Raw genomic sequence first — 21,050 nt, forward strand, 5'->3', positions numbered from 1 at the left:
CCAGGTGCTGTCGGTACCAGCATCGGCGGGCTCTCGTTACCGGTACCGGCGCGCGACCAGGCTTGTCGATATGGCCAACACCACGCGGGCCAAGCCCGCTTCCCCCCAAGCCTCCGTCCACCCCGGCGCGTCCGTCGACCTCGATCTGTCCACCCGCCCCGGGGCGGGTGCCGCCGGCGACAGGGCCCGGGACGCCCCGGACGAGGCGCGGCACAGACCGGGGCCGCGGCCCGGCTGGCTGCTGGTGATCGTCCTCACCGGCCTGTTCATGGCGCTGTTGGACGTCTTCATCGTCAATGTGGCGGCACCGACCCTCGCCGCCGACCTGGGCGCCTCCGGAGCCGGGCTGCAACTGGTCATCGCGGGCTACACCATCGCCTACGCCGTCCTGCTCATCACCGGCGCCCGGATCGGGGCGCGGATCGGGCACCGCAGGGCGTTCCTGGCCGGTCTCGCCGTCTTCACCGCCGCCTCGCTGGCCTGTGGACTGGCCCCGAACACCGGGTCGTTGATCGCCTTCCGGGTGGTGCAGGGCACGGGCTCGGCCCTGATGCTGCCGCAGGTGCTCAGCCTGATCCAGCGTACGTACACCGGCAGTTCACGGGCGCGGGCCCTGGGCGCGTACTCCGCCGTGCTCGCCTCGGGCGCGGCCGCCGGGCAGATCGTGGGGGGCGTGCTGGTGAGCGCCGACCTCTTCGGCGCCGGCTGGCGGCCGGTCTTCCTGGTCAACGTGCCGATCGGGGTGCTGCTGCTGGTGGTCGGGCCGCGGCTGATGCCGCGCGACCGGGTGGACGCGGCGGCCGCCTCCCGTCGGATGGACATGCCGGGCCTGCTGCTGCTCGCGGCGGCCGTTCTGCTGTTCACCGTGCCGCTGGTGCTCGGGCAGGACCGCGGCTGGCCGCTGTGGTGCTGGGTGGCGCTGGCCGCGAGCGCGCTGCTGGTGGCGGCGTTCACCGGGTACGAGGCGCGGCTGTCCCGGCGCGGCGGGGCGCCGCTGATCGCCCCGCGGGTGATGCGGGCGCCGGGGATGTCGGTGGCGGTGGTCCGGCTGGCCGTGGCCATGGCCGTGAACGGCGGCTTCCTGTTCGTCCTGGCGCTGCACACCCAGAGCGCGCTCGGCTACAGCGCGCTCCGCGCGGGGCTGACCTTCGCCCCGGCCGCGGTGGCCTTCGGGGTGACCGGGCTCAACTGGCGGCGGCTGCCCCGGCGGTGGCAGTCGGGGCTGGTGCCGGGCGGCTTCGTGCTCGCGGCCGTCTCCTTCGCCGGCGTCGGGCTGGCGCTGCACGGCGGCCGCCATGCCGACCTGGGGCTCTACGCCTCGATGGTGGGCGTGGGCGTCGGTCTGTCGCTCGCCTACAGCCCCGCCCTCGCCAGGGCGCTGGAGACGGTGCGGCAGGAGGACGCGGCGGACGCCAGCGGGGTGCTCGTGACATCGGGTCAGATCGGACTGCTGATCGGAGTGGCGGCACTGGGCGCCCTCTACCTGGGCATGGCGGGGGACGTGCCCACGGGGGACGCGGCCGGGGACGCGCTCCTGGCGACCGCGCTCGCCATGGCCGGCACCTCCCTGGGCGGCGCCCTGGTCGTCGGGCGCCGCCGCTGACCGGAAGGCCGTCCCATGGCAGAATCGATCGTCGGAGGGGGGACGGGGCCCACAGGGGAGGAATGGTGCGATGCAGACCAGTGTCCTCAAGGAGGTCGGCGATCTCGGCGACCTCCGCGACAGCGCTGCCTCCGCCGGGTCCGACCGTTCGCCCGCCGGCCTCAGATGCCCGGCCTGCCAGTCGGTCAGCGTCGCCCAGGTGCTCGGCGACAACGGTGGCGTTTCCTACGTCTGTACGGCCTGCGGCCACATCTGGAGCTGAGTGATCGATGGGGGCACACAGCCGGAAGTGCGACTGGTGCAACAGCGGGACGCCGATCGTCCGCGATATGGAGCCGCTCAATCCCGAGTACCAGTACTGGTGCGTGGAGTGTGCGCGGGCGCTGATCATAAAAGGCGACCCGATCGAGACCTACCGGGAGCTGGAGGGCGAGCCGATCTACGGCCGGCTCCTCGACGAGCACTGCACCCTCAAACGCTTCTATTCGTTCGCGACGGCGTGACCGTGGTGCCGTGACAGGTGCGGCGACCGTGGGTGCGTGGGTGCGTGGGCACGGGGCGGTGGCCTGAAGGGGGCCGCCGCCGGCCGCCCGCGCGGTCCGCGTGAGCCGGGGAGAGCCCCGCGCGGGCCGCGGAGTGGTCGGCTCCGGCCCCGGACCGGTCGACGCGCTCCGCGCGGAGGCGGTGCGAGGGCCCCCGGGGAACCGATTTGGCAAAGGGCCGGGTGGTCCGTGTAATGTAGGCATCGCCGCCGAGGGGAACCGGAGGGAAACCGAAGGAGAACCAAGCGGTGCAAAGCCTGGGGCTATAGCTCAGTTGGTAGAGCGCTTGCATGGCATGCAAGAGGTCAGGAGTTCAATTCTCCTTAGCTCCACTCTCGAAGAGGGCGGGTCATCCGAAATGGATGACCCGCCCTCTTCCGTGTTAAGCGGCTGTGTTGTGGCTCACCGCGGTGCGGCCCCTTGGCGCGCTGCGGTAATCTGACCCCATGCGTGCCGTACGCCTTCTGCTTAGCGGGCCGCGCTGATCAGTACCGACCGGTGACACACCAGGTCGGCATCGGCGCGGCGTCCCCTCCTGTGCGAGGGGATTTTTCATTTCCGCCGGTGGCCGCCGGAGCCCCCGGTGATCCGCTGACAGAGACGATCGATGGAGCTTTGAGGACGATGAGCGAGACCCACACCGCTGCCGAGGCGGCGGCTGCCCCGCACCGCTACACGGCGGCGCTGGCCGCCGACATCGAGGCCCGCTGGCAGGACGTCTGGGACGCGGACGGCACGTACGAGGCGCCCAACCCGAGCGGCGACCTGGCGGGCGACTCCGAGCTGGTCGCGCGGCCGAAGAAGTTCATCATGGACATGTTCCCGTACCCCTCGGGTGCGGGGCTGCACGTCGGCCACCCGCTGGGCTACATCGCCACCGACGTCTACGCCCGCTTCCACCGCATGACCGGGCACAACGTCCTGCACACCCTGGGCTTCGACGCCTTCGGCCTGCCGGCCGAGCAGTACGCGGTGCAGACCGGCACCCACCCCCGGGTCTCCACCGAGGCCAACATCGCCAACATGCAGGCGCAGCTGCGCCGCCTGGGCCTGGGCCACGACAAGCGCCGCTCGTTCGAGACGATCGACCCGGACTACTACAAGTGGACCCAGTGGATCTTCCTCCAGATCTTCAACTCCTGGTACGACGAGGAGGCGCGGCGGGCGCGCCCGATCGACGAGCTGGTCGAGGCGTTCGCCTCCGGTGAGCGCGCCACCCCGGACGGGCGCCCCTGGAGCGAGCTGAGCGCCACCGAGCGCTCCGACGTGCTGGGCGGCTACCGCCTGGCGTACGCCTCGGACGCGCCGGTCAACTGGTGCCCCGGCCTGGGCACCGTGCTGGCCAACGAGGAGGTCACCGCGGACGGCCGCTCCGAGCGCGGCAACTTCCCGGTGTTCAAGGCCAACCTGCGCCAGTGGAACATGCGGATCACCGCGTACGCGGAGCGGCTGCTGACCGACCTGGACGGGCTGGACTGGCCGGAGGCCATCAAGCTCCAGCAGCGCAACTGGATCGGGCGCAGCGAGGGCGCGCGGGTCGACTTCGCGGTCGACGGCCACCCGGACGCCAAGGTGACGGTCTTCACCACCCGCCAGGACACCCTGTTCGGCGCCACCTACATGGTGCTGGCCCCCGAGCACGAGCTGGTCGAGGAGATCGTCCCGGCGGCGTGGCCCGAGTCCACCCACGAGGTGTGGACCGGTGGGCACGCGACCCCCGGCGAGGCGGTGGCCGCCTACCGCAAGCAGGCCATGGCCAAGTCGGACGTCGAGCGGCAGGCCGAGGCCAAGGACAAGACGGGCGTCTTCACCGGCGCGTACGCGATCAACCCGGTCAGCGGCGACCGCGTCCCGGTCTTCATCGCCGACTACGTGCTGATGGGCTACGGCACCGGCGCGATCATGGCGGTTCCGGCGCACGACAGCCGCGACTTCGCCTTCGCCCGCGCCTTCGAGCTGCCGATGCGCTGCGTCGTGAGCCCCTCGGACGACCGCGGCACCGACCCGTCCACCTGGGACGACGCCTTCGACTCGTACGAGGCGGAGATCATCGGTTCCGCCGGCGCGGAGGTCTCCCTGGACGGGCTGGTGGTCCCGGACGCCAAGGTGAAGATCACCGAGTGGCTGGCCGCCCGGGGCATCGGCGAGGGCACCGTCAACTACCGGCTGCGCGACTGGCTGTTCAGCCGCCAGCGCTACTGGGGCGAGCCCTTCCCGATCGTGTACGACGAGGACGGCGTGGCGCACGCGCTGCCCGAGTCGATGCTGCCGCTGGAGCTGCCCGAGGTCGACGACTACGCGCCGCGCACCTTCGACCCCGAGGACGCGGACTCCAAGCCGGAGACCCCGCTGTCGCGCAACGAGGCGTGGGTCGACGTCGAGCTGGACCTGGGCGACGGCCCCAAGCGCTACCGGCGTGAGACCAACACCATGCCGAACTGGGCCGGTTCGTGCTGGTACGAGCTGCGCTACCTGGACCCGCACAACAGCGAGAAGCTGGTCGACCCGGAGATCGAGCGCTACTGGATGGGCCCGCGCGAGGGCCAGCCGCACGGCGGCGTCGACCTGTACGTGGGCGGCGCCGAGCACGCCGTGCTGCACCTGCTGTACGCCCGCTTCTGGTCGAAGGTCCTGTTCGACCTGGGGCACATCTCGTCCCCCGAGCCCTTCCACCGCCTGTTCAACCAGGGCATGATCCAGGCGTACGTCTACCGGGACCTCCGCGGCTTCCCGGTCCCGGCCGCCGAGGTCGAGGAGCGGGACGGGAAGTTCTTCTACGCCGGCGAGCAGGTCAAGCGCGAGCTGGGCAAGATGGGCAAGTCCCTGAAGAACGCCGTCACCCCGGACGAGATCTGCGCGGAGTACGGCGCGGACACGCTGCGTCTGTACGAGATGGCCATGGGCCCGCTGGACGTCTCCCGTCCGTGGGACACCCGCGCGGTCATCGGCCAGTACCGGCTGCTGCAGCGGCTGTGGCGCAACGTCGTGGACGAGAACACCGGTGAGGTGACGGTCACCGACGCCGAGCCGGACGAGGCCACGCTGCGCGCCCTGCACAAGGCCATCGACGGCGTGCGCCAGGACATGGCCGGGCTGCGCTTCAACACCGCCATCGCCAAGATCACCGAGCTGAACAACCACGTCACCAAGGTGGGCGAGGTGCCGCGCTCGGTGGCCGAGGGCCTGGTGCTGCTGATCGCCCCGCTGGCCCCGCACATCGCCGAGGAGCTGTGGCGCAAGCTGGGGCACCAGGACTCCGTGGTGCACCACGACTTCCCGGTCGCCGACCCCGCCTTCGCCGTGGACGAGGCCGTGACCTGCGTCGTGCAGATCAAGGGCAAGATCAAGGCGCGGCTGGAGGTCCCGCCGTCGATCACCGACGACGAGCTGGAGAAGCTGGCGCTGGGCGACCCGGCGGTCGTGGCGGCGCTGGGCGGCGCGGGCATCCGCAAGGTCATCGTCCGGGCGCCGAAGCTGGTCAACATCGTCCCCGCCTGATGGCCGCCTGATCCCCGGCCGCCCTGGGCCGGGGACTGCCCGGCCCAGGGCCGAGGAGTAGGGGATGTCCACTACGGGCAGGTCGCGGGTTCCCCTGGAACCCGCGACCTGCCCGTAGCGTTTACGGTGAAGGGGCCGTAAGGCCGCCCATCCGTACGTGCGGTTCGTTCGGTTCGGGTTCGGTTTGGTTCGGGTTCGTTCGGGTTCGGTTCCGTTTCGGTGAAGGAGCACCCATGGAAACCATCGGGTTGATCCTGCTGCTGCTCTTCGTGCTCTTCGTCGCGGCGGGTGCCTACGTGACGGTGCGGACCGTTCGCGCGGCGAGGCGCGGCATCGACCGCACCGTCACCCAGGCCCGGCGCACCGTGGAGGACACCCGCCTGCGCGCCAAGCGGTACGCGACGCCCGGCGCCGCCGGAGAGCTGGCCCAGCTGCGCCTGTCGCTGCGCACCTCGATGCGCGCCACCCGGGAGGCGCTCCAGGCGGGCGTCGCCGAGGACCCCGCCCTGAAGGAGTCGCTGGCCCTGTTCGAGCGGCTCAGCGCGCACGGGGTGGAGCTGGAGGACGAGCTCAGGCGACTGGAGCGGGAGCCGGACCGTATCCGGCTGGCGACCCGGCTGCCGGAGCTGCGCGAGCGCACGGAACGGATCACCCACTCCGCCGACTCGCTGCGCTGGGCCGCGCGGGAACGGGCCCACCGGTTCGCCTCGGACGACCTGGTCGATCTGGGACGCGAGATCGAGCTGGAGGCGGGCGCGCTGCGGCACTGGGCGCCGGCTCCGGAGCCGGACGTCTCGCCGGGTGCGCCGGCCGGGCCCGGGGTCGGCGGTGGGTCGGGATCCGGGTCCGAGGCGGGACAGGCGGGGCCGCGGGCGATCGCCGCCCCCGAGGACCCCGAGTGGCAGCCGGGCCACGGCTGGCAGCGCTGGCAGAAGGCGCCGAGGCCGGAGAGCAACGGCTGAACGGTGGTGCGGCCGGTGAGCGGCGCTGAACGGCGGTGTGGCCGAAGAGCGGCGCTGAACGACGGTGTGGCCGAAGAGCGGCGGCTGAACGGCGGTGACGGCGGTGAGTGGCGCGTCGCGGGTCGGGCGGGTCCGGCGGACGGCCCGGGGACGGCCGCGCACACCACGGCCGGAGGGCCCGCGCTGTCGGTGATCCGTGTCCCCCGATAACCTCCCAGTCATGCCCCGCCATGTCGCCATCGTCACCGATTCCACGGCGTATCTGCCGCAGCACGCGATGGAGCGGCATCGCATCACGTCGGTGCCGCTGACGGTGGTCCTGGGGGACCAGGCGCTGGAGGAGGGCACCGAGATCAGCGCCCGGTCCGTCGCCCAGGCGCTGCAGAAGCGCACGCCGGTCACCACCTCCCGGCCCAACCCGGAGATGTTCGCCGCGGCCTACAGCGCGGCGGCCGCGACCGGCGCCACGGGAATCGTCTCGCTGCACCTGTCGGCCGAGTTCTCCGGCACGTACGACGCGGCGGTGCTCGCCGCCCAGGACGCGTCCGTGCCGGTGCGCGTGGTGGACACCGGGATGGTGGCGATGGCCTTGGGCTTCTGCGCGCTGGCCGCCGCAGAGGCCGCGGAGAGCGGCGGCACCCTCGACGAGGCGGTGGCCGCCGCCGAGAAGTGCGCCGAGGGCACCTCCACGTACTTCTACGTGGACACCCTCGACTACCTCCGCCGCGGCGGCCGCATCGGGGCCGCACAGGCCCTCGTCGGCTCAGCCCTCGCGGTCAAGCCGCTGCTCCAGCTCGACGAGGGCCGGATCGAGCTGCGGGAGAAGGTGCGCACCGCCTCCAAGGCCATCGCCCGCCTGGAGGAGATCGTCGTCGAGCGTGCCGGATCCCGCCCCGTCGACATCGCCGTCCACCACCTGGCCGCCGGTGAACGCGCCACCGCCCTCGCCGCACGCCTGCGCGAGCGGGTTCCCGGCCTTGCCGAGCTCTACGTCAGCGAGGTCGGCGCGGTCATCGGGGCCCACACGGGGCCGGGGCTGCTCGGCGCGGTGGTCTCGCCGCGGTAGGCGGTCGGGCCGGCCGGGCGCCGAGGCCGGGGATGTGGGCGGTACGCCGGGGATGTGGGTGGCGCCTCGCGAAGTCGGGCGATGTGCCGGGATATCGGGGCGCCGGCAATTCGGGCGGACGCCCTCGTGTGGGTGACGCGCTTATCCCCAACGCGCGGGTTATCCACGGAATTCAGGCGCGCTCAGCGGGAGTCGCGGCGTCGCCCTACCGTCGGGGCATGGATCTCCGATCACGCAGCGTAATCGAGCCGACCATGGCCTTCGCCGCGGTCGCGCCCCCACGGGAGCGGGCCGCCCGCCTGCTCCGCGACGTACCCCGCGTTCGACGTGACGCGCCGCGCGACGCCCCGCGAGCGGGACCGGCCGTGGAGGAGCCGGGTACCGGGGGCGGCGAGCCGGGTGTGGGGGAGGACGATCCTTCGGGCGGCGGAGTGGTGGTGTCGCGCGAGGGAGCGGGCGTCCCGCGTGGCAGGGAGGGTGCACCACGAGACGCGCCGGGCGTGCGGGGAGACGGGCCGGTCGGGCGGGGAGAGGCGCTGGGTGTGCCCGGAGACGCGCCGAGCGTGCCCGGAGACGGGCCGGGCGTGCCGCGAGGCGAGGAGGACCTGGGCCTGTCGCGTCCCGGAGACACGGAGAGCGCCTATGAGCCGGGCGCGCCCGTCGAGCCCGATGGCGCGGCGTCGAAGCCCTCCGGCGGGCCGCGGCTGCGTCCGCACGTCCGACTGGCGCTGCGAGAGCGACTCCCGCTGTGGTGGCAGACGCGCTGCGGCGTCGAGCCGAGGGCGCTCGCGGCCCTCGGACTGGTGCTGCTGGTGGTGACGGGGTTCGGCGTCCACCACTTCTGGGCCGGGCGACCGCAGACCGTGCGGGCACCGGCGGTCGAACCTCCGCGGGCGGCTCCAGCGGAGCCCGGGCCCCCGAGGGGAGCCGGTCCCACGGCGGCCGCCGGGCCGGGGCGGACGGTCGTGGTCGATGTGGCGGGGCGGGTCCGGGACCCCGGTGTGCACCGGCTGCCGACGGGGTCACGGGTCGCCGACGCTCTCAAGGCGGCGGGCGGGGTGCGGCCCGACACCGATATGAGCGGCCTGAACCGCGCCCGCACGCTGACGGACGGTGAGCAGATCGTCGTCGGCGGCACCCCGGCTCCGGCCCCTGCACCACCCGGTGGTCCCGCCGTTCCGCCGCCCGGGGGCGCGCCCACGCCCGGCAGCGCCCCGGTCAGCCTGAACTCCGCCACCGCCGAACAGCTCGACGCGCTGCCCGGCGTGGGCCCGGTCCTCGCCCAGCACATCCTGGACTACCGCGCGCGGCACGGCGGCTTCCGCTCCGTGGACGAGCTGCGCGACGTCAACGGCATCGGCGACCAGCGCTTCGCCGACCTCAGCCCCCTGGTGCGGCCATGACGCGTCAGCCGCCCCCGGCCGGGGCCACCCCGGAGCGGGCCGGCCGACGCCTGCCCGTGGCGGGCGTCATGAGGGCGGCGCCATGACGTCCTCGACGCCGACCTCCGGGCCGGGCCGTGGAGGGACCACCGGCCCGGGCCGGTCACCGATGCGCCGGCCGGCCGGGGCGCGGGCCGCGGTGCACGCACGGGCCGCGGTGCACAGGGCGGCGGCCTCGCCGCTCGGCGCGTCCGATCCGCACCAGGAGGGGCCGGCCGACCTTCGCCTGGTTCCTCCCGCTCTCGCCGCCTGGGGTGCGGCCGCGCTGGCGCTGGGGTTGCCGGGAGTCGTCGTGGCGATCGGCTGCGCGGGGGCGGTCCTCGTGGCGGCGGCGCTGTGGTGGGGCGTACTCCGGCGGCACCGCCCCTCCGGCGGCCCGGTGGGCGAGGGGGCGCGGGGCCCGGCGGCGCGGCGGCGGGCGGCCGGGCCGGTGACCGCCGTGGTGACCGCGTTGTTGTGCGCCGCCGCGGCCGGCTCGGTCGCGGGTCTCCAGGCCGCTGAGCTGCGCCGGGGACCGGTCGCCGCGTTGGCGGGGCGGTACGCGGAGACCACGGTGGAGCTGACGTTGACCGGCGACCCGCGTCAGGTGCGGCCGCGGGTGCGCGGCGCCGCCCCACTGCCGTCCACCGTGGTGGTCCCGGCCGAGACCCTGCGTGTCACCACGGTCGGCGGGGCGGTGACGCACACCGAGGTGCCCGTCCTGGTGATGGTCCATCCGCAGGGCCGGGCGCGGGCGGCGTGGCTCGCGCAGCTGCCCTCCACCCGGCTGCGGGTGACGGGCCGTCTGGCGCCGTCGACCCGCTCCGGGGACCGGGCGGCGGCCGTCTTACGGGTGCGGGGCGCCGGGCCGCCGCACGTCACGGCCGGGCCGACGGTGACGCAGCGCGTGGCGGGGCGGCTGCGCGCCGGGCTCCGTGAGGCGAGCGACGGGCTCGCGCCGGACGCCCGGGCGCTGTTGCCGGGGCTGGTGGTCGGGGACACGGCACGGATTCCACCAGACCTGGACGACGCCTTCCGGGCCACGGACCTGACGCACTTGTTGGCCGTCAGCGGCAGCAACCTCACGCTGGTGCTCACCCTGCTGATCGGCCCGCCCCGGTCGGCCGCGCGGGCCGAACGGGGCGGCCTTGCCGGGCGGTTGGGCATCCCGCTGCGGGCCACGGCCCTCCTGGGCGGCGGGCTGACGCTCGCCTTCGTCATCGTGTGCCGCCCGGAGCCCAGCGTGCTGCGGGCCGCCGCCTGCGGCCTGATCACACTGCTGGCGATCGGCACCGGGCGCCGGCGCGCGCTGCTCCCCGCGCTGGCCGCCGCGGTGCTCGCCCTGGTGCTCTACGACCCGTGGCTGGCGCGGAGTTACGGCTTTCTGCTCTCCGTGCTGGCCACCGGCGCGCTGCTGCTCATCGCGCCGGGGTGGGGCGCCGCGCTGCGTCGCCGAGGGGTGCCGCCGCGGCTGGCCGAGGTGCTGGCGGCGGCCGCCGCGGCCCAGGCGGTGTGCGCGCCGGTGATCGTGGTGCTGGCCGCGCGGGTGAGCCTGGTGGCGATCCCCTGCAACCTGCTCGCCGAGCTCGCGGTGGGCCCCGCCACGGTCCTGGGCTTCGCCGCCCTCGCCGTGGCGCCGCTCGCCCTCCCGGTGGCCCGTGCGCTGGCCTGGCTGGCGGGGTGGCCGACGGAGTGGATCGCGACGGTGGCCCGGACCGGCGCCGGGCTACCGGGCGCCGAGGCGGGCTGGCCGGGTGGCTGGAGCGGCGGCCTGCTGCTGGCGGCGGTCACCGCACTCGCCGTGCTGCTGGGACGTCGCCTGACCCGTCACCCCTGGCTGTGCCTGGCCGGCGCGCTGCTCCTCCTGGTGGCGTTGGTGCGCCCCGCCCCGCTGGCGCGCGTGGTCACCGGGTGGCCGCCGCCCGGCTGGCGCATGGTGGCGTGCGACGTCGGCCAGGGAGACGCCCTGGTGCTGGCGGCGGGCGCCGGCTCCGCCGTCGTCGTGGACACCGGGCCAGAGCCGCGCACCGTCGACCGGTGCCTGCGCGACCTCGGCGTGGAGCGGATCCCGCTGCTGGTGCTGACGCACTTCCACGCCGACCATGTGGCGGGTCTGGCGGGCGCCGTGCGCGGCCGGCCGGTCGGCGCGATCCAGACGACCGCGCTGACCGAGCCGCCCGGCCAGGCCGCGTTCGTGCGCCGCGTGGCGCGGGCGGCGCGGATCCCCGTGATCACCGCGACGCCGGGTGAGCGACGGCGGACCGGGCCACTGTCCTGGGAGGTGCTCTGGCCGCCGGGCGGCGCGGCGGCCGCGCGGGATGGGGCGCCCGGTGGCTCGACCGGGTGGCCGGGGGAGGGGCCGAACGACGCGAGCGTGACGCTGCTGGTCCGCACCGGGGGACTGACCCTGCTGCTTCTGGGCGATCTCGAACCGCCCGCTCAGCGGGCCCTGCTGGCCGCCACGCCGGGGCTCGGGCCGGTCGACGTCCTCAAGGTCGCGCACCACGGGTCGGCCTACCAGGACCCGGAGCTGATACGTCGGCTGCGCCCCCGGCTGGCCGTCGTCTCCTGCGGGGCGGACAACCCGTACGGGCACCCGTCGCCCCGCACGATCGCGGCGCTGCGCCGGCAGGGCGCGGTGGTGGTGCGCACGGACACCGACGGTCCGATCGCGGTCAGCGGTGCCGGTGCCGGGCTGCGGGCCTCGGTCAGGGGCGGCAGACGTCGTCGGGTGCGCTCTGCCGGTCGGCGCAGGGCACGTGCTTGTACATGCGCAGGAAGTTCCGGGCGGTGTCGCTGTTCAGGAAGGCGAGGAACTTGGCGGTGAGGGAGCCGTCCTCGGGCCGCCCGTAGGTGTAGAGGTATTCGACCGCCCAGAAGGGATAGTCGCGTTGTCTGCCCCATTCGATGTCGGGCTCATGGCCGTCCAGCCGGAGCGTGTGCACGCCGGCGTGCTTGGTGGCCGCGTAGGTCTCCGTGTAGCCGAGGGCGCCGGGCGTGCGGTTGATCGTGTCGAGCAGGTCCTCGGTGCTGTTCACCTCGCAGCGGGTGACGCGGGCCCGGCGGTCCCGGTCCTTGGTGGCGCAGTCGAAGGAGGAGACGACGCCGGGCTCGGAGCGGTCGAGCACCGTGGTCTCGAAGGTCCTGCGGGTGCCGGACCTGCTGTCCCGGCTGACCAGGCGTATCGGCTGGTCGGCGCCGCCGAGTTGGCGCCAGTTGGTGTAGGTGCCGTCGTAGATCGCCCGCACCTGCCGGCGGGTCAGGCTGTCCACTCCGTTGCGCTCGTTGACCACCAGGCTGAGCAGGACCACCCCGACCGGTGGTTGACCCTCCAGCCGTCGGTAGGACCTGGGGGCCGGCACGTCCGACATGGCGATGAAGGCCGGGCTGCCGTTCGGCGCCGAGCGACCCGCGCGATCCAGGTTGCCGAGCCCCGCCAGGCTGCCGCTCTCCCGCACCGTGATCTCGGCCCCCGGGCACTGCTTCTCGTAGGCGCGGGCCGTCTCCCGCATCGGAGGAGCGAAGGCCGTGGACCCGTCGACGGTGAGCCGCCCGGACGCGCACTCCATGCGGACGGGCTCCTCGGCGGCCGAGTTGAGCAGCAGCCCGCCCAACAGCCCGACCAGGACGATGAAGGTCGCGCCGAGAGCGAGGCTGGGGGTGCTCGGCCCACGGCGCTGCGCGTTGCGTCTGACGCGGCCACCGCTGAGGAAGCCGTCCAGGGTGACCGAGTCGCCCGAACCGGACAGCAGGACCAGCAGCTTGAAGTGGTCACGCTTGTTGAGCGGCACGCGGGGGATGGCGAGTCGACTGCCGTCGGGGCGCAGACCGCCGTTGCGGTCGAGCATGGCGGTGAGCGTGGACGGATTGGCGTCGGGCACCTCGACCCCGATGATGGTGCGACCGGGGAAGTCGACGGTGAGCGGCTCCTGGTAGTCGTTGCGCACGATGTCCTTGCTGCCGTCGTTCTCGATCCGCAGCAGCGCCAGCGTGGCGTCGGGCACCTCCCGGTTCTCCCGCAGCAGCCGCAGCTGCACCATGCTGTGCGCGGCCTGTGGATTGACGCCGATCGCGGTGTCCATCTGCACCCGGTAGCCGATGCGTTTGCGGCCCGGCAGAAAGCGCTCCACCGCCCAGACCACCCCGGTGGTCACCAGCCCGGCCAGCGCCAGAATCGTCTCGGTGTCAGGCAGGGCCATGGCAACCTCGCACACATGGTCGGATGTGGGTCCGAGCAATCTACGAAGGAGGCACGGCTTCCGCGGGGGCTTCGAAAAGCGGTCACCAGAGGTTCATCGTCCGGCCCTCAGACCGTCCACACCCCGCCCCGCATCAGGTGCCGTCCCGGCATCTCCGGCATCTCGTGCCACACCTGCACCTCCGTCAGCAGCACCCGGTGGTAGGCGTAGGCGTGGCCGTTGCGCGGGTGTCGAGGGTCCCAGCCGGCCTTGGCGGCGAAGGCGTCCGCCGTCGCGGCCGGCACCTCGTCCACCCGGACGACATCCGCCACCCGGCCCTCCAACAGCGCCACATCGCGGGTGTGCGCCAGCGAGAGCCGCACCGGACGGCCGGGCTCGCCCAGGTTGCGACCCGTGGGATTGGACCTGCGGGTGGAGAGCCATATCGCCTCCCCGTCCCACAGGAACGACAGCGCGACCAGACAGGGCACCCCCGCGGAGTCGGCCGAGGCGACCCAGATGTCCTCCTCGCGCTCCAGCCTCTCCAGCAGATCGCGCCTGCGCTGCTCCGCGCTGCGCACGGCCGTGCTCTGCACCGCCATGGGGGGCTCCTCACCTGGGGTTATGCGGTTGCCGGGGCGAACCCCCGGCACGCTACCCGCGGGCGCTGCCCGCCGCCTCGGGCGCGGGACGTAGGGCTGCCGCCCGACGCCGGGCGAGCTCCTCCACCACACGCGGCAGACCCTCCTCGGCCGCCGCCACGCTGGAGAAGATCGGGAACACCTTGACCAGGCCGGTGATCCGGAAGATCTTCAGAAGGCGTTCCTCGGTGCAGACCAGCCCCACGGAGCCGTCGTGGGCCCGACAGCGCTTGAGCCCGCCCGTGATGACTCCCAGGCCCGTGCTGTCCAGATAGTCCACACCGTTCATGTCGATGATCAGGTGGGAGCGCCCGTGGTTGACCAGCTCGATGAGCACCTCCCGCAGCTTCGGGGCGGTGTAGACATCGCATTCGCCGACCGTCGTGACGACGGTCATCTCGTCGGAGACATGCTCATAGGTGATGCTCAGGTCCATGGCTTCCCCTGCGCGGAGCGTGTCTGACAAGTCTACGACCGGGACCGGTCGTGCCCACCCATGGGCGACAACGCGCGGGTCCAGCAGATCAGTTGACGTACGATCCGTTCCGCCCGCGCCCCACCGGCCGGCCAGAACGGCAGCAGAGCGAGAGCGGGCAGGCTGGCGACGGTGACCAGCAGCAGCGCCGGTACGAGCAGGGCCGCAACCGCCACCGCGCGCAGCGCGTCGCCCCAACGGGCGGCGGCGCGAACGACGAGGGAGACGAGGGAAAGGGGAACGGGCGGCAAGGCGGCCTCCAGACGGGCTGATGTCACGCCAGGTGGTGCCGGCGGGCGGTGGTGCGCCGCCGGTGGTTTCCACGATGGGGCCGGGCACGAGGGCGTCGACCGGAGGCGACGGGTGGCGACGGGGCCGGGGCCGGCCGAGGAGGGGATGCGATGGGACGCGATGAGGAGGGCCGGGGCCACCGCCGCGGCGGTGGCCACGGGGAGCACGACAGGGCCGACGGGGGGAGCGAGGGACGCGGCGACGGACGGGACGGACGCGGTGAGGGACGCAAACCGCGGACGGTCGCCCCGCCGCGCGTGCCGCCGGGCGCGCTGCGCGAGTTCAAGCGGTATCTGTACCGGCTCTACCTCACCGCGGGCGCGCCCAGCCTGGAGGGCATCGCCGCCCTCATCGCGGAGGACGACGGCCTTCCCGGCGCCCCCGGCAAGGACACCGTCGCCCGGCTGTTGAGCGGCGGACGGCTGCCGAGGCTCCAGGACGCCGAGTCGGTGGCGGCCGTGCTGGGCCGCGAGGCCGACCACGGTCGGGACCCCGCCGAGGTGGTCGCCCGCACCCGTGAGCTGTGGGTGGCGGCCAACGAGAACCCCGTGCCGCCGCTGCGGACCGTCGAGGAGTGGGGCCCGTTCCGGCTCGGGGTGCACCACGCCGTCGCCGCCGACGGCCAGCGGACCGATCCGCTCACCCCCTACATCGAGCGCAACCACGACGAGACCCTGCGGGACCGGCTGCGGCAGGCGGCGGTCAGCCGGCAGTCCGTGCTGGTCGTGCTCGTCGGCCAGTCGTCCACCGGCAAGACCCGCGCCGGCTACGAGGCGGTGCGCGCCGAACTGCCCGGCTGGCCGCTGCTGTTCCCCGCCGACGCGGAGGAGCTCGCCGGCTGGGTCGCCGCCGACGCCGTCGACGCCCGCAGCGTGCTGTGGCTCAACGAGACCCAGCGCTACCTCTCCGGTACCGCGGGAGAGGTCGCGGCCCGCGCCCTGGCCACCCTGCTGGAGCGGGTCACCCCGCTCGCGGTGGTCGGCAGCATGTGGCCGGAGTACGCGCGCAAGCTGACCGCGCGTCCGGCCGGAACGCAGGACCGGAACTTCCACGCCCGTGGCCTGCTGGAGCTCCATCGGGCCGAGATCCATGTGCCGGACCACTTCGCCGGCGGCCTGCCGCGCGTCGGCGAGGCCGCCGCGCGAGACCCGCGGCTGGCCGCCGCGCTGCGGGTGGCCGGGGCCGAGGCCCGGGTGCTGCAACAGCTCACCGGCGGCCCGGAGCTGGTGCGCCGGTACGACGAGGGGCCGGGCAACGCCTTCACCGAGATCGAACACGCGGTCCTCACCGCGGCGGTCGACGCCCGACGCCTGGGGCACACCAGCGCGCTCCCCGCGGAACTGCTCGCCGAAGCCGTCGCCGGATACCTCCCGACCACCGCGCGGGTCACCCATGACCGCGACTGGTTCGCCGCCGCCGTCGCCGCCCTGTGCCCGCGGCCGCACGCCAACGGCACGCTCACCGCGCTCGTCCCGGACCGGGTCGCCCCGGGTCTCGGCGCCGCCGACGGCTACCACCCCGCCGACTACCTCGACCAGAGCGTGCGCCGCTCGCGCGGCCATCTGGCCCCACCCGCCCAGCTCTGGCAGGCGGCCGAGCGGCACGCGCGCACCGCCGACGACCTGTACGCCCTGGGCCACGCGGCCGAGGACCGACGGCGGTACGGCCACGCGTTACGGCTCTACCAGCGCGCCGTCGACCACGGCAGCCCCGCGGCCCGAGCGGCTCTCGCCTCGCTCCTCGACGCCGTCGGCGACCACATCGGGGCGGAGGCCGCGGCCGCGGACTGCCCGCGCGCCTGGGCGGCCCTGGCCATGGCCCGTGAGGCCGGCGGCGACCTGCCCGGCGCCGAGCGCGCCTACCGCGTCGCGGCCGAGACCGGCGAGCCCTGGGCCTGGGCACCCTTGGCCCGCATCCGGGAGAACGCCGAGGATCCGGAGGGCGCCGAGGAGATCGCCTGCCGCGCGGCCGCCGAGGGACATCCGCAGGTGTGGCTCACCCTGGCCCGGCTGCGCGAGCGCTCCTCCCCGGCCCGCTCCCGAGCGCGGCCCGCGCCGGGGGCGGGAACGGGGACGGTCACCGGCAGGCCGTCGGACCCGGCGTCGGGGCCCGACCCGGTCGGCGGGGGCGGCACCGCGAACGGCACGGGAGTGCACGAGGGCGCGACCGCGAACGGCAGCCGCACCTCGCCGCCGCGCGGGGCGGAACCGGCCCTGGAAGGCCGCCTGCCGAGGGGCACGGGCACCCGCCTCCCCGCCCCACCCGGCCGGTGCGTCCCCAGGGTGGACGCCCACGCCTCGCGACCGGAGGAAGCCCCGAAACCGGGGGGTACGGCGGCCACGGCGGGAGTCGAGGGAGCGCCGGTCGAGCCCGCCGAGCGCGCCTACGCGGCGGCCGCGGCAGCGGGAGAGCCCTGGGGTTGGCTGGGCCTGGCCCGGCTGCGCGAGCGGGCCGGGGACGTGCCGGGCGCCGAGACCGCCTACGGTCAGGCCGCCGCGGCAGGGGTCACCGCCGCCTGGACCCACCTGGTCCAGTTGCGCCGGCGGTCCGGAGACCCGGCCGGGGCGGAGGAGGCGGCCGTCCGCGCGGCCGAGTACGGGGACGCCGAGGCGTGGAGCGTGCTGGCCCGGCTCCTGGAGCAGCAGGGCGACCTGCCGGGGGCCGAGCGCGGCTACGCGGCCGCCGCGGCCACCGGCGCCAGCAGCGCCCTCGCCCGCCTGGCCGGGCTCCGCGAGGAGTGCGGGGACCGTCCGGGCGCCGAGCGCGCCGCGGTCGACGCCGGGCGGGACGGCGACGGCGAGGCGTGGAGCACGCTGGCCCGGTTGCGGGAGGCGGCGGGCGACGGCGACGGCGCCGAGTACGCCGCCGCCCAGGCGTCCCGCACCGGGGACGCCGAGATCTGGACCGTGCTCGCCCGACTGCGCGAGGCGGCGGGGGACCGGGTGGGCGCCGAGCGCGCGGCCGACGAGGCCGCCGAGAACGGCGACCCCGACGCCTGGGCCGCGCTCTCCCGGATCCGGGAGCGGGCCGAGGACCGGCGGGGGTCGGAGTGCGCCGTTCGACGGGCGGTCGACGTCGGCGGCACCGGCGCCTGGGCGGCCCTCGGCCGGGTTCGGGAACAACACGGTGACGCCCCGGCGGCCGAACGCGCCTACCTCGCCGCGACCGCCCTGGGCGACACGGACGCCTGGGGCGACCTGGCCCGACTGTACGAGGAGACCGGCGACCGGCGCCGCGCGGAACAGGCGTACCGCACGGCCGTCGACGCGGGCGACACCGAGGCGTGGGGCGGGCTGCTGCGCGTGCTGCGCCCGGGCGGCGGCCGGCGGCTTGAGCCGCGCCGGCGGCGCCACGGCCTCGACGCGGCCGGCGGCTTCGCCGAGGTGCTGTGACTCCTTGATCCTGTTGCCCTGTTGCCCTGTTGCCCTGTGACCGCGCGGCCCCGCGGCAGAGCGGGCCGCCCCCGCTGCGGCTAGCCTTCGGTCGAGGTGACGGTCCGGCGCCGTGCCGCGTGGGTGAGGGCCTCTTCTGCGCGGGCCACCGAGCCGTACCTCTCGAAGACCTTCATGAGTCCGGTGATGCGGAGCACCACCAGCACCTCCTTGGAGATCGGGGCCAGGGCGAGGCCGCCGTCGACCCGCCGTACCCGTCTCAGCGCGCCGACCAGGACACCCAGGCAGGTGCTGTCGATCCAGTGCACCCCACTCATGTCGATCACCAGGTGATGGCGGCCCTGGTCGATCAGCGCGATCAGCACCGCGTGCAGCTTCGGCGCCTCGTAGACATCGGGTTCGCCCTCGACGGTCACCACGGTCACCGTGTCGGACAGGTGCTCGTACCCGACCTTCAGCTCCATCGGCGAGCCACCGCCCCCGCTAAGACTCCGGACTCTCCAGCCATCCCTCGTACTCCTCCGCCAGCTCGTGGAGCGCCTCGCCGTGGAGGTTCCCCGCCGTGTCCTCGACCACCACCAGCCACTGGGCGTCCTCGGCGTCGTCCTCGCCCGCCAACGCGTCCCGGACCAGCTGCGGCTCCTCGGTCAGGCCGAACCGCTCCACCACGGTCTCGGCCACCTCCTCCGCCGCGTCGCGGTCGGGGAGGACCAGCACATGTCGCACATCGCTCACGGGCATATTCTCCGGCACGGATCGAGGTGTCAGCCCCTCGTGGGATGCTGGTCCGCGATGGCCAGGAAGAGTACGACCGACGACCCGCTCGCCCCCGTGACGATCGCCGTGGGGCAGGAGGACCTGCTGCTCGACCGCGCCGTGCAGCAGGTCGTGGCGGCCGCGCGCGCCGCCGACCCGGACACCGATGTGCGCGACCTCATGCCGGACGCGCTGCAGCCCGGCACGCTGGCCGAGCTGACCAGCCCGTCGCTGTTCGCCGAGCGCAAGGTCGTGGTGGTGCGCAACGCCCAGGACCTCTCCGCCGACACGATCAAGGACGTGAAGGGGTATCTCGGCGCCCCGGCCGAGGAGATCACCCTGGTGCTGCTGCACGCCGGCGGGGCCAAGGGCAAGGGGCTGCTCGACGCCGCGCGCAAGGCCGGCGCCCGCGAGGTGGCCTGCCCCAAGATGACCAAGCCCGCCGACCGGCTGACGTTCGTGCGGACGGAGTTCCGGGGGACCGGCCGCTCCGCGACCCCCGAGGCATGTCAGGCGCTGGTCGACGCCATCGGCAGCGATCTGCGCGAGCTGGCCAGCGCCTGCGCGCAGTTGGTGGCCGATGTGGAGGGCGTCATCGACGAGGCCGTCGTCGCCCGCTATTACACGGGGCGGGCCGAGGCGTCGAGCTTCACCGTCGCCGACCGCGCGGTCGAAGGACGCGCGGCCGAGGCCCTCGAAGCGCTGCGCTGGGCGCTGTCGACCGGCGTCGCCCCGGTGCTGATCACCAGCGCGCTCGCCCAGGGCGTCCGCTCCATCGGGAAGCTCGCCTCCGCGCCCCGCGGCGCCCGCCCCGCCGATCTCGCGCGCGACTTGGGCATGCCACCGTGGAAGATCGACCGCGTGCGCCAGCAGATGCGCGGTTGGTCGGCGGACGGGGTGGCGGTCGCGCTCCGCGCGGTGGCCGAGGCCGACGCGGGCGTCAAGGGCGGCGGGGACGACCCCGAGTACGCCCTGGAGAAGGCCGTCGTCACCATCGCCCGCGCCGCCCGCTCGAACCGCGGCCGCTGACCCCCGGCCCCGGGACCGGGCCGGGATGGGGACCGCCGACGACCGGGACCGATGAGGACCGGGGCCGACGACGGCCGGGACCGACGACGACCGGGGCCGACGACGGACGACCGGGGCGGAAGGCCCGTTACTTCTGGAGCTTGGCCAGCGTGGCCTTGGCGCTGGTCTGCAGCAGTTCGCCCGCCTTGTCGGGGGAGACCGCCGTGACCCCGGTGGAGGAGGACGACACGTACTCGGACCAGGTGATCTGGTAGGTGAACCAGCCGTCGCGGACGCCGAGGATCACATAGGCCCCGTCGTCCTCGCCGTCCTTCTCCTTCACGGTCACCAGATACGCCTCGTCGCCGACGCCGGAGACGTCCTTGAGGACGTACTTGTCGCCCCCGGAGGCATCCAGGCTCTCGTACGCCTTGTACTGGGCCTCGAACTCGGGCGCCGGATCCGTCTTCTTGTGCAGGCTGGCGGAGGTGTAGACGCTCACCGAGGAGTAGTCGTCGCTGGACGCGCCCGTCGGCTTGTACTCGATCTCGCAGGACATCCCGTCGAGGGCGGCGTGCTCGGAGCCGTCGTGCTCCGGGTTCTTCTCGTCCTCGTCCGGGGTGTCCTCCCGGAACCCGGCGCCCTCGAAGGCGGAGAAGTCGGAGGACGCGCAGAGGTCCTCCTTGTAGCGGTAGCCGGCCAGGTCGGCCTTCTCCTCGCCGTCGAAGCCGCCGGTGGCGAAGAGCGTGCCGGCCCAGACCGCCGAGGCGAGCACCGCGCCGCCGACGCCCCACAGCCAGCCCTTGCCCTTGCCACCGCCTCCGCCGCCGGGCGGGGCCGGGAAGCCGGACGGGGGTGTGACGGCACCGAAGCCGGCGGGCGGCGGCACCGCTCCCGGCGCCGCCCCGGGCATGGGCGTCCCACCGGCCGGAGGCTGCGCGTACGGATTGGGCTGCGGCGGCTGCGGCGGAACCTGGCCGTACGGGTTCGGCGGCGCGGGCGGCATCCCCGGCTGCTGCGGCGGCTGCTGGTACGGGTTGGGCGTCTGGTCCCCCGGTATCGACATGCGCGAAGAGTACCCGAACGGGTACAGGGCGAAGACGCTTCCGGGGTCACGAAACGGCTCACGCCTCAACCGCGCCCCCGGCGCCCCGGGGCGCCCGGCCGCACTCGCTGCCGTGCACCCGTGCCCGACCACGCCGAAGGCCCCGTCCGGC

At 74.5% G+C, this 21,050-nt stretch carries 16 protein-coding genes, 1 tRNA gene and 1 pseudogene; 11 read left to right on the forward strand and 7 right to left on the reverse strand.

Going from position 1 to position 21,050, the window contains the following annotated elements:
* Window positions 1-70 precede the first annotated feature (70 nt).
* The 9 genes from CD790_RS14420 to CD790_RS14460 all read left to right on the forward strand — a co-directional run bounded on the left by CD790_RS14420 (window position 71) and on the right by CD790_RS14460 (window position 11,919).
* The gene (locus CD790_RS14420; protein ID WP_186319015.1) at window positions 71-1,603 is read left to right on the forward strand and encodes an MFS transporter; all 1,533 of its coding nucleotides are present in this window, start codon (window positions 71-73) and stop codon (window positions 1,601-1,603) included.
* Between the two features lie 70 nt (window positions 1,604-1,673).
* Window positions 1,674-1,865 carry a hypothetical protein gene (locus tag CD790_RS14425; protein WP_144383602.1) on the forward strand — a complete coding sequence of 64 codons (192 nt, stop codon included), beginning with the start codon at window positions 1,674-1,676 and terminating at the stop codon, window positions 1,863-1,865.
* A gap of 7 nt (window positions 1,866-1,872) precedes the next feature.
* Window positions 1,873-2,106 (forward strand): hypothetical protein, encoded by a 234-nt coding sequence (locus CD790_RS14430; RefSeq protein WP_144383603.1) that lies wholly within the window; start codon window positions 1,873-1,875, stop codon window positions 2,104-2,106.
* A gap of 298 nt (window positions 2,107-2,404) precedes the next feature.
* Window positions 2,405-2,477, forward strand: a tRNA-Ala gene (locus CD790_RS14435).
* Window positions 2,478-2,769: 292 nt separating this feature from the next.
* A complete protein-coding gene (leuS, locus tag CD790_RS14440) occupies window positions 2,770-5,643 on the forward strand; it encodes a leucine--tRNA ligase (protein ID WP_144383604.1) in 2,874 nt (957 codons plus the stop codon).
* Between the two features lie 233 nt (window positions 5,644-5,876).
* A complete protein-coding gene (locus CD790_RS14445) occupies window positions 5,877-6,605 on the forward strand; it encodes a hypothetical protein (protein WP_144383605.1) in 729 nt (242 codons plus the stop codon).
* A gap of 220 nt (window positions 6,606-6,825) precedes the next feature.
* On the forward strand, window positions 6,826-7,671 hold the full coding sequence (locus CD790_RS14450) for a DegV family protein (protein WP_144383606.1): 846 nt from the start codon (window positions 6,826-6,828) through the stop codon (window positions 7,669-7,671).
* 542 nt (window positions 7,672-8,213) lie between these two features.
* Window positions 8,214-9,074, forward strand: a complete 861-nt coding sequence (locus tag CD790_RS14455) for a ComEA family DNA-binding protein (RefSeq protein WP_313956506.1) — start codon at window positions 8,214-8,216, stop codon at window positions 9,072-9,074.
* A gap of 148 nt (window positions 9,075-9,222) precedes the next feature.
* The gene (locus CD790_RS14460; RefSeq protein WP_144383789.1) at window positions 9,223-11,919 is read left to right on the forward strand and encodes a ComEC/Rec2 family competence protein; all 2,697 of its coding nucleotides are present in this window, start codon (window positions 9,223-9,225) and stop codon (window positions 11,917-11,919) included.
* On the opposite strand, the gene CD790_RS14465 is transcribed toward CD790_RS14460, so the two are convergent.
* The 4 genes and pseudogenes from CD790_RS14465 to CD790_RS14480 form a co-directional block, all read right to left on the reverse strand.
* Window positions 11,801-13,291, reverse strand: a complete 1,491-nt coding sequence (locus CD790_RS14465) for a substrate-binding domain-containing protein (protein WP_144383607.1) — start codon at window positions 13,289-13,291, stop codon at window positions 11,801-11,803. The genes CD790_RS14460 and CD790_RS14465 overlap by 119 nt on opposite strands.
* A 107-nt stretch (window positions 13,292-13,398) precedes the next feature.
* The gene (locus CD790_RS14470; RefSeq protein ID WP_144383608.1) at window positions 13,399-13,872 is read right to left on the reverse strand and encodes a pyridoxamine 5'-phosphate oxidase; all 474 of its coding nucleotides are present in this window, start codon (window positions 13,870-13,872) and stop codon (window positions 13,399-13,401) included.
* Window positions 13,873-14,020: 148 nt separating this feature from the next.
* A pseudogene (locus tag CD790_RS14475) lies at window positions 14,021-14,347 on the reverse strand (STAS domain-containing protein); the annotation flags it as partial.
* Window positions 14,348-14,379: 32 nt separating this feature from the next.
* Window positions 14,380-14,637, reverse strand: a complete 258-nt coding sequence (locus tag CD790_RS14480; RefSeq protein WP_144383610.1) for a hypothetical protein — start codon at window positions 14,635-14,637, stop codon at window positions 14,380-14,382.
* 150 nt (window positions 14,638-14,787) lie between these two features.
* On the opposite strand from CD790_RS14480, the gene CD790_RS14485 reads away from it, so the two are divergent.
* Window positions 14,788-18,069 (forward strand): hypothetical protein, encoded by a 3,282-nt coding sequence (locus CD790_RS14485; protein WP_144383611.1) that lies wholly within the window; start codon window positions 14,788-14,790, stop codon window positions 18,067-18,069.
* Window positions 18,070-18,149: 80 nt separating this feature from the next.
* On the opposite strand, the gene CD790_RS14490 is transcribed toward CD790_RS14485, so the two are convergent.
* Window positions 18,150-18,533: an STAS domain-containing protein gene (locus CD790_RS14490; RefSeq protein WP_144383612.1), complete on the reverse strand. Its 384-nt coding sequence runs from the start codon at window positions 18,531-18,533 to the stop codon at window positions 18,150-18,152.
* 19 nt (window positions 18,534-18,552) lie between these two features.
* Window positions 18,553-18,804, reverse strand: coding sequence for a hypothetical protein (locus tag CD790_RS14495; protein ID WP_144383613.1), 252 nt, complete (start codon window positions 18,802-18,804; stop codon window positions 18,553-18,555).
* Between the two features lie 57 nt (window positions 18,805-18,861).
* Between CD790_RS14495 and holA the strand changes: the two genes are divergently transcribed.
* Window positions 18,862-19,854 (forward strand): DNA polymerase III subunit delta, encoded by a 993-nt coding sequence (gene holA, locus CD790_RS14500; RefSeq protein WP_144383614.1) that lies wholly within the window; start codon window positions 18,862-18,864, stop codon window positions 19,852-19,854.
* 127 nt (window positions 19,855-19,981) lie between these two features.
* On the opposite strand, the gene CD790_RS14505 is transcribed toward holA, so the two are convergent.
* On the reverse strand, window positions 19,982-20,899 hold the full coding sequence (locus CD790_RS14505; RefSeq protein WP_260867574.1) for a hypothetical protein: 918 nt from the start codon (window positions 20,897-20,899) through the stop codon (window positions 19,982-19,984).
* Window positions 20,900-21,050 lie beyond the last annotated feature (151 nt).

The sequence above is a fragment of the Streptomyces sp. SAJ15 genome (assembly GCF_007595705.1).
Classification (GTDB): Bacteria; Actinomycetota; Actinomycetes; order Streptomycetales; family Streptomycetaceae; genus Streptomyces.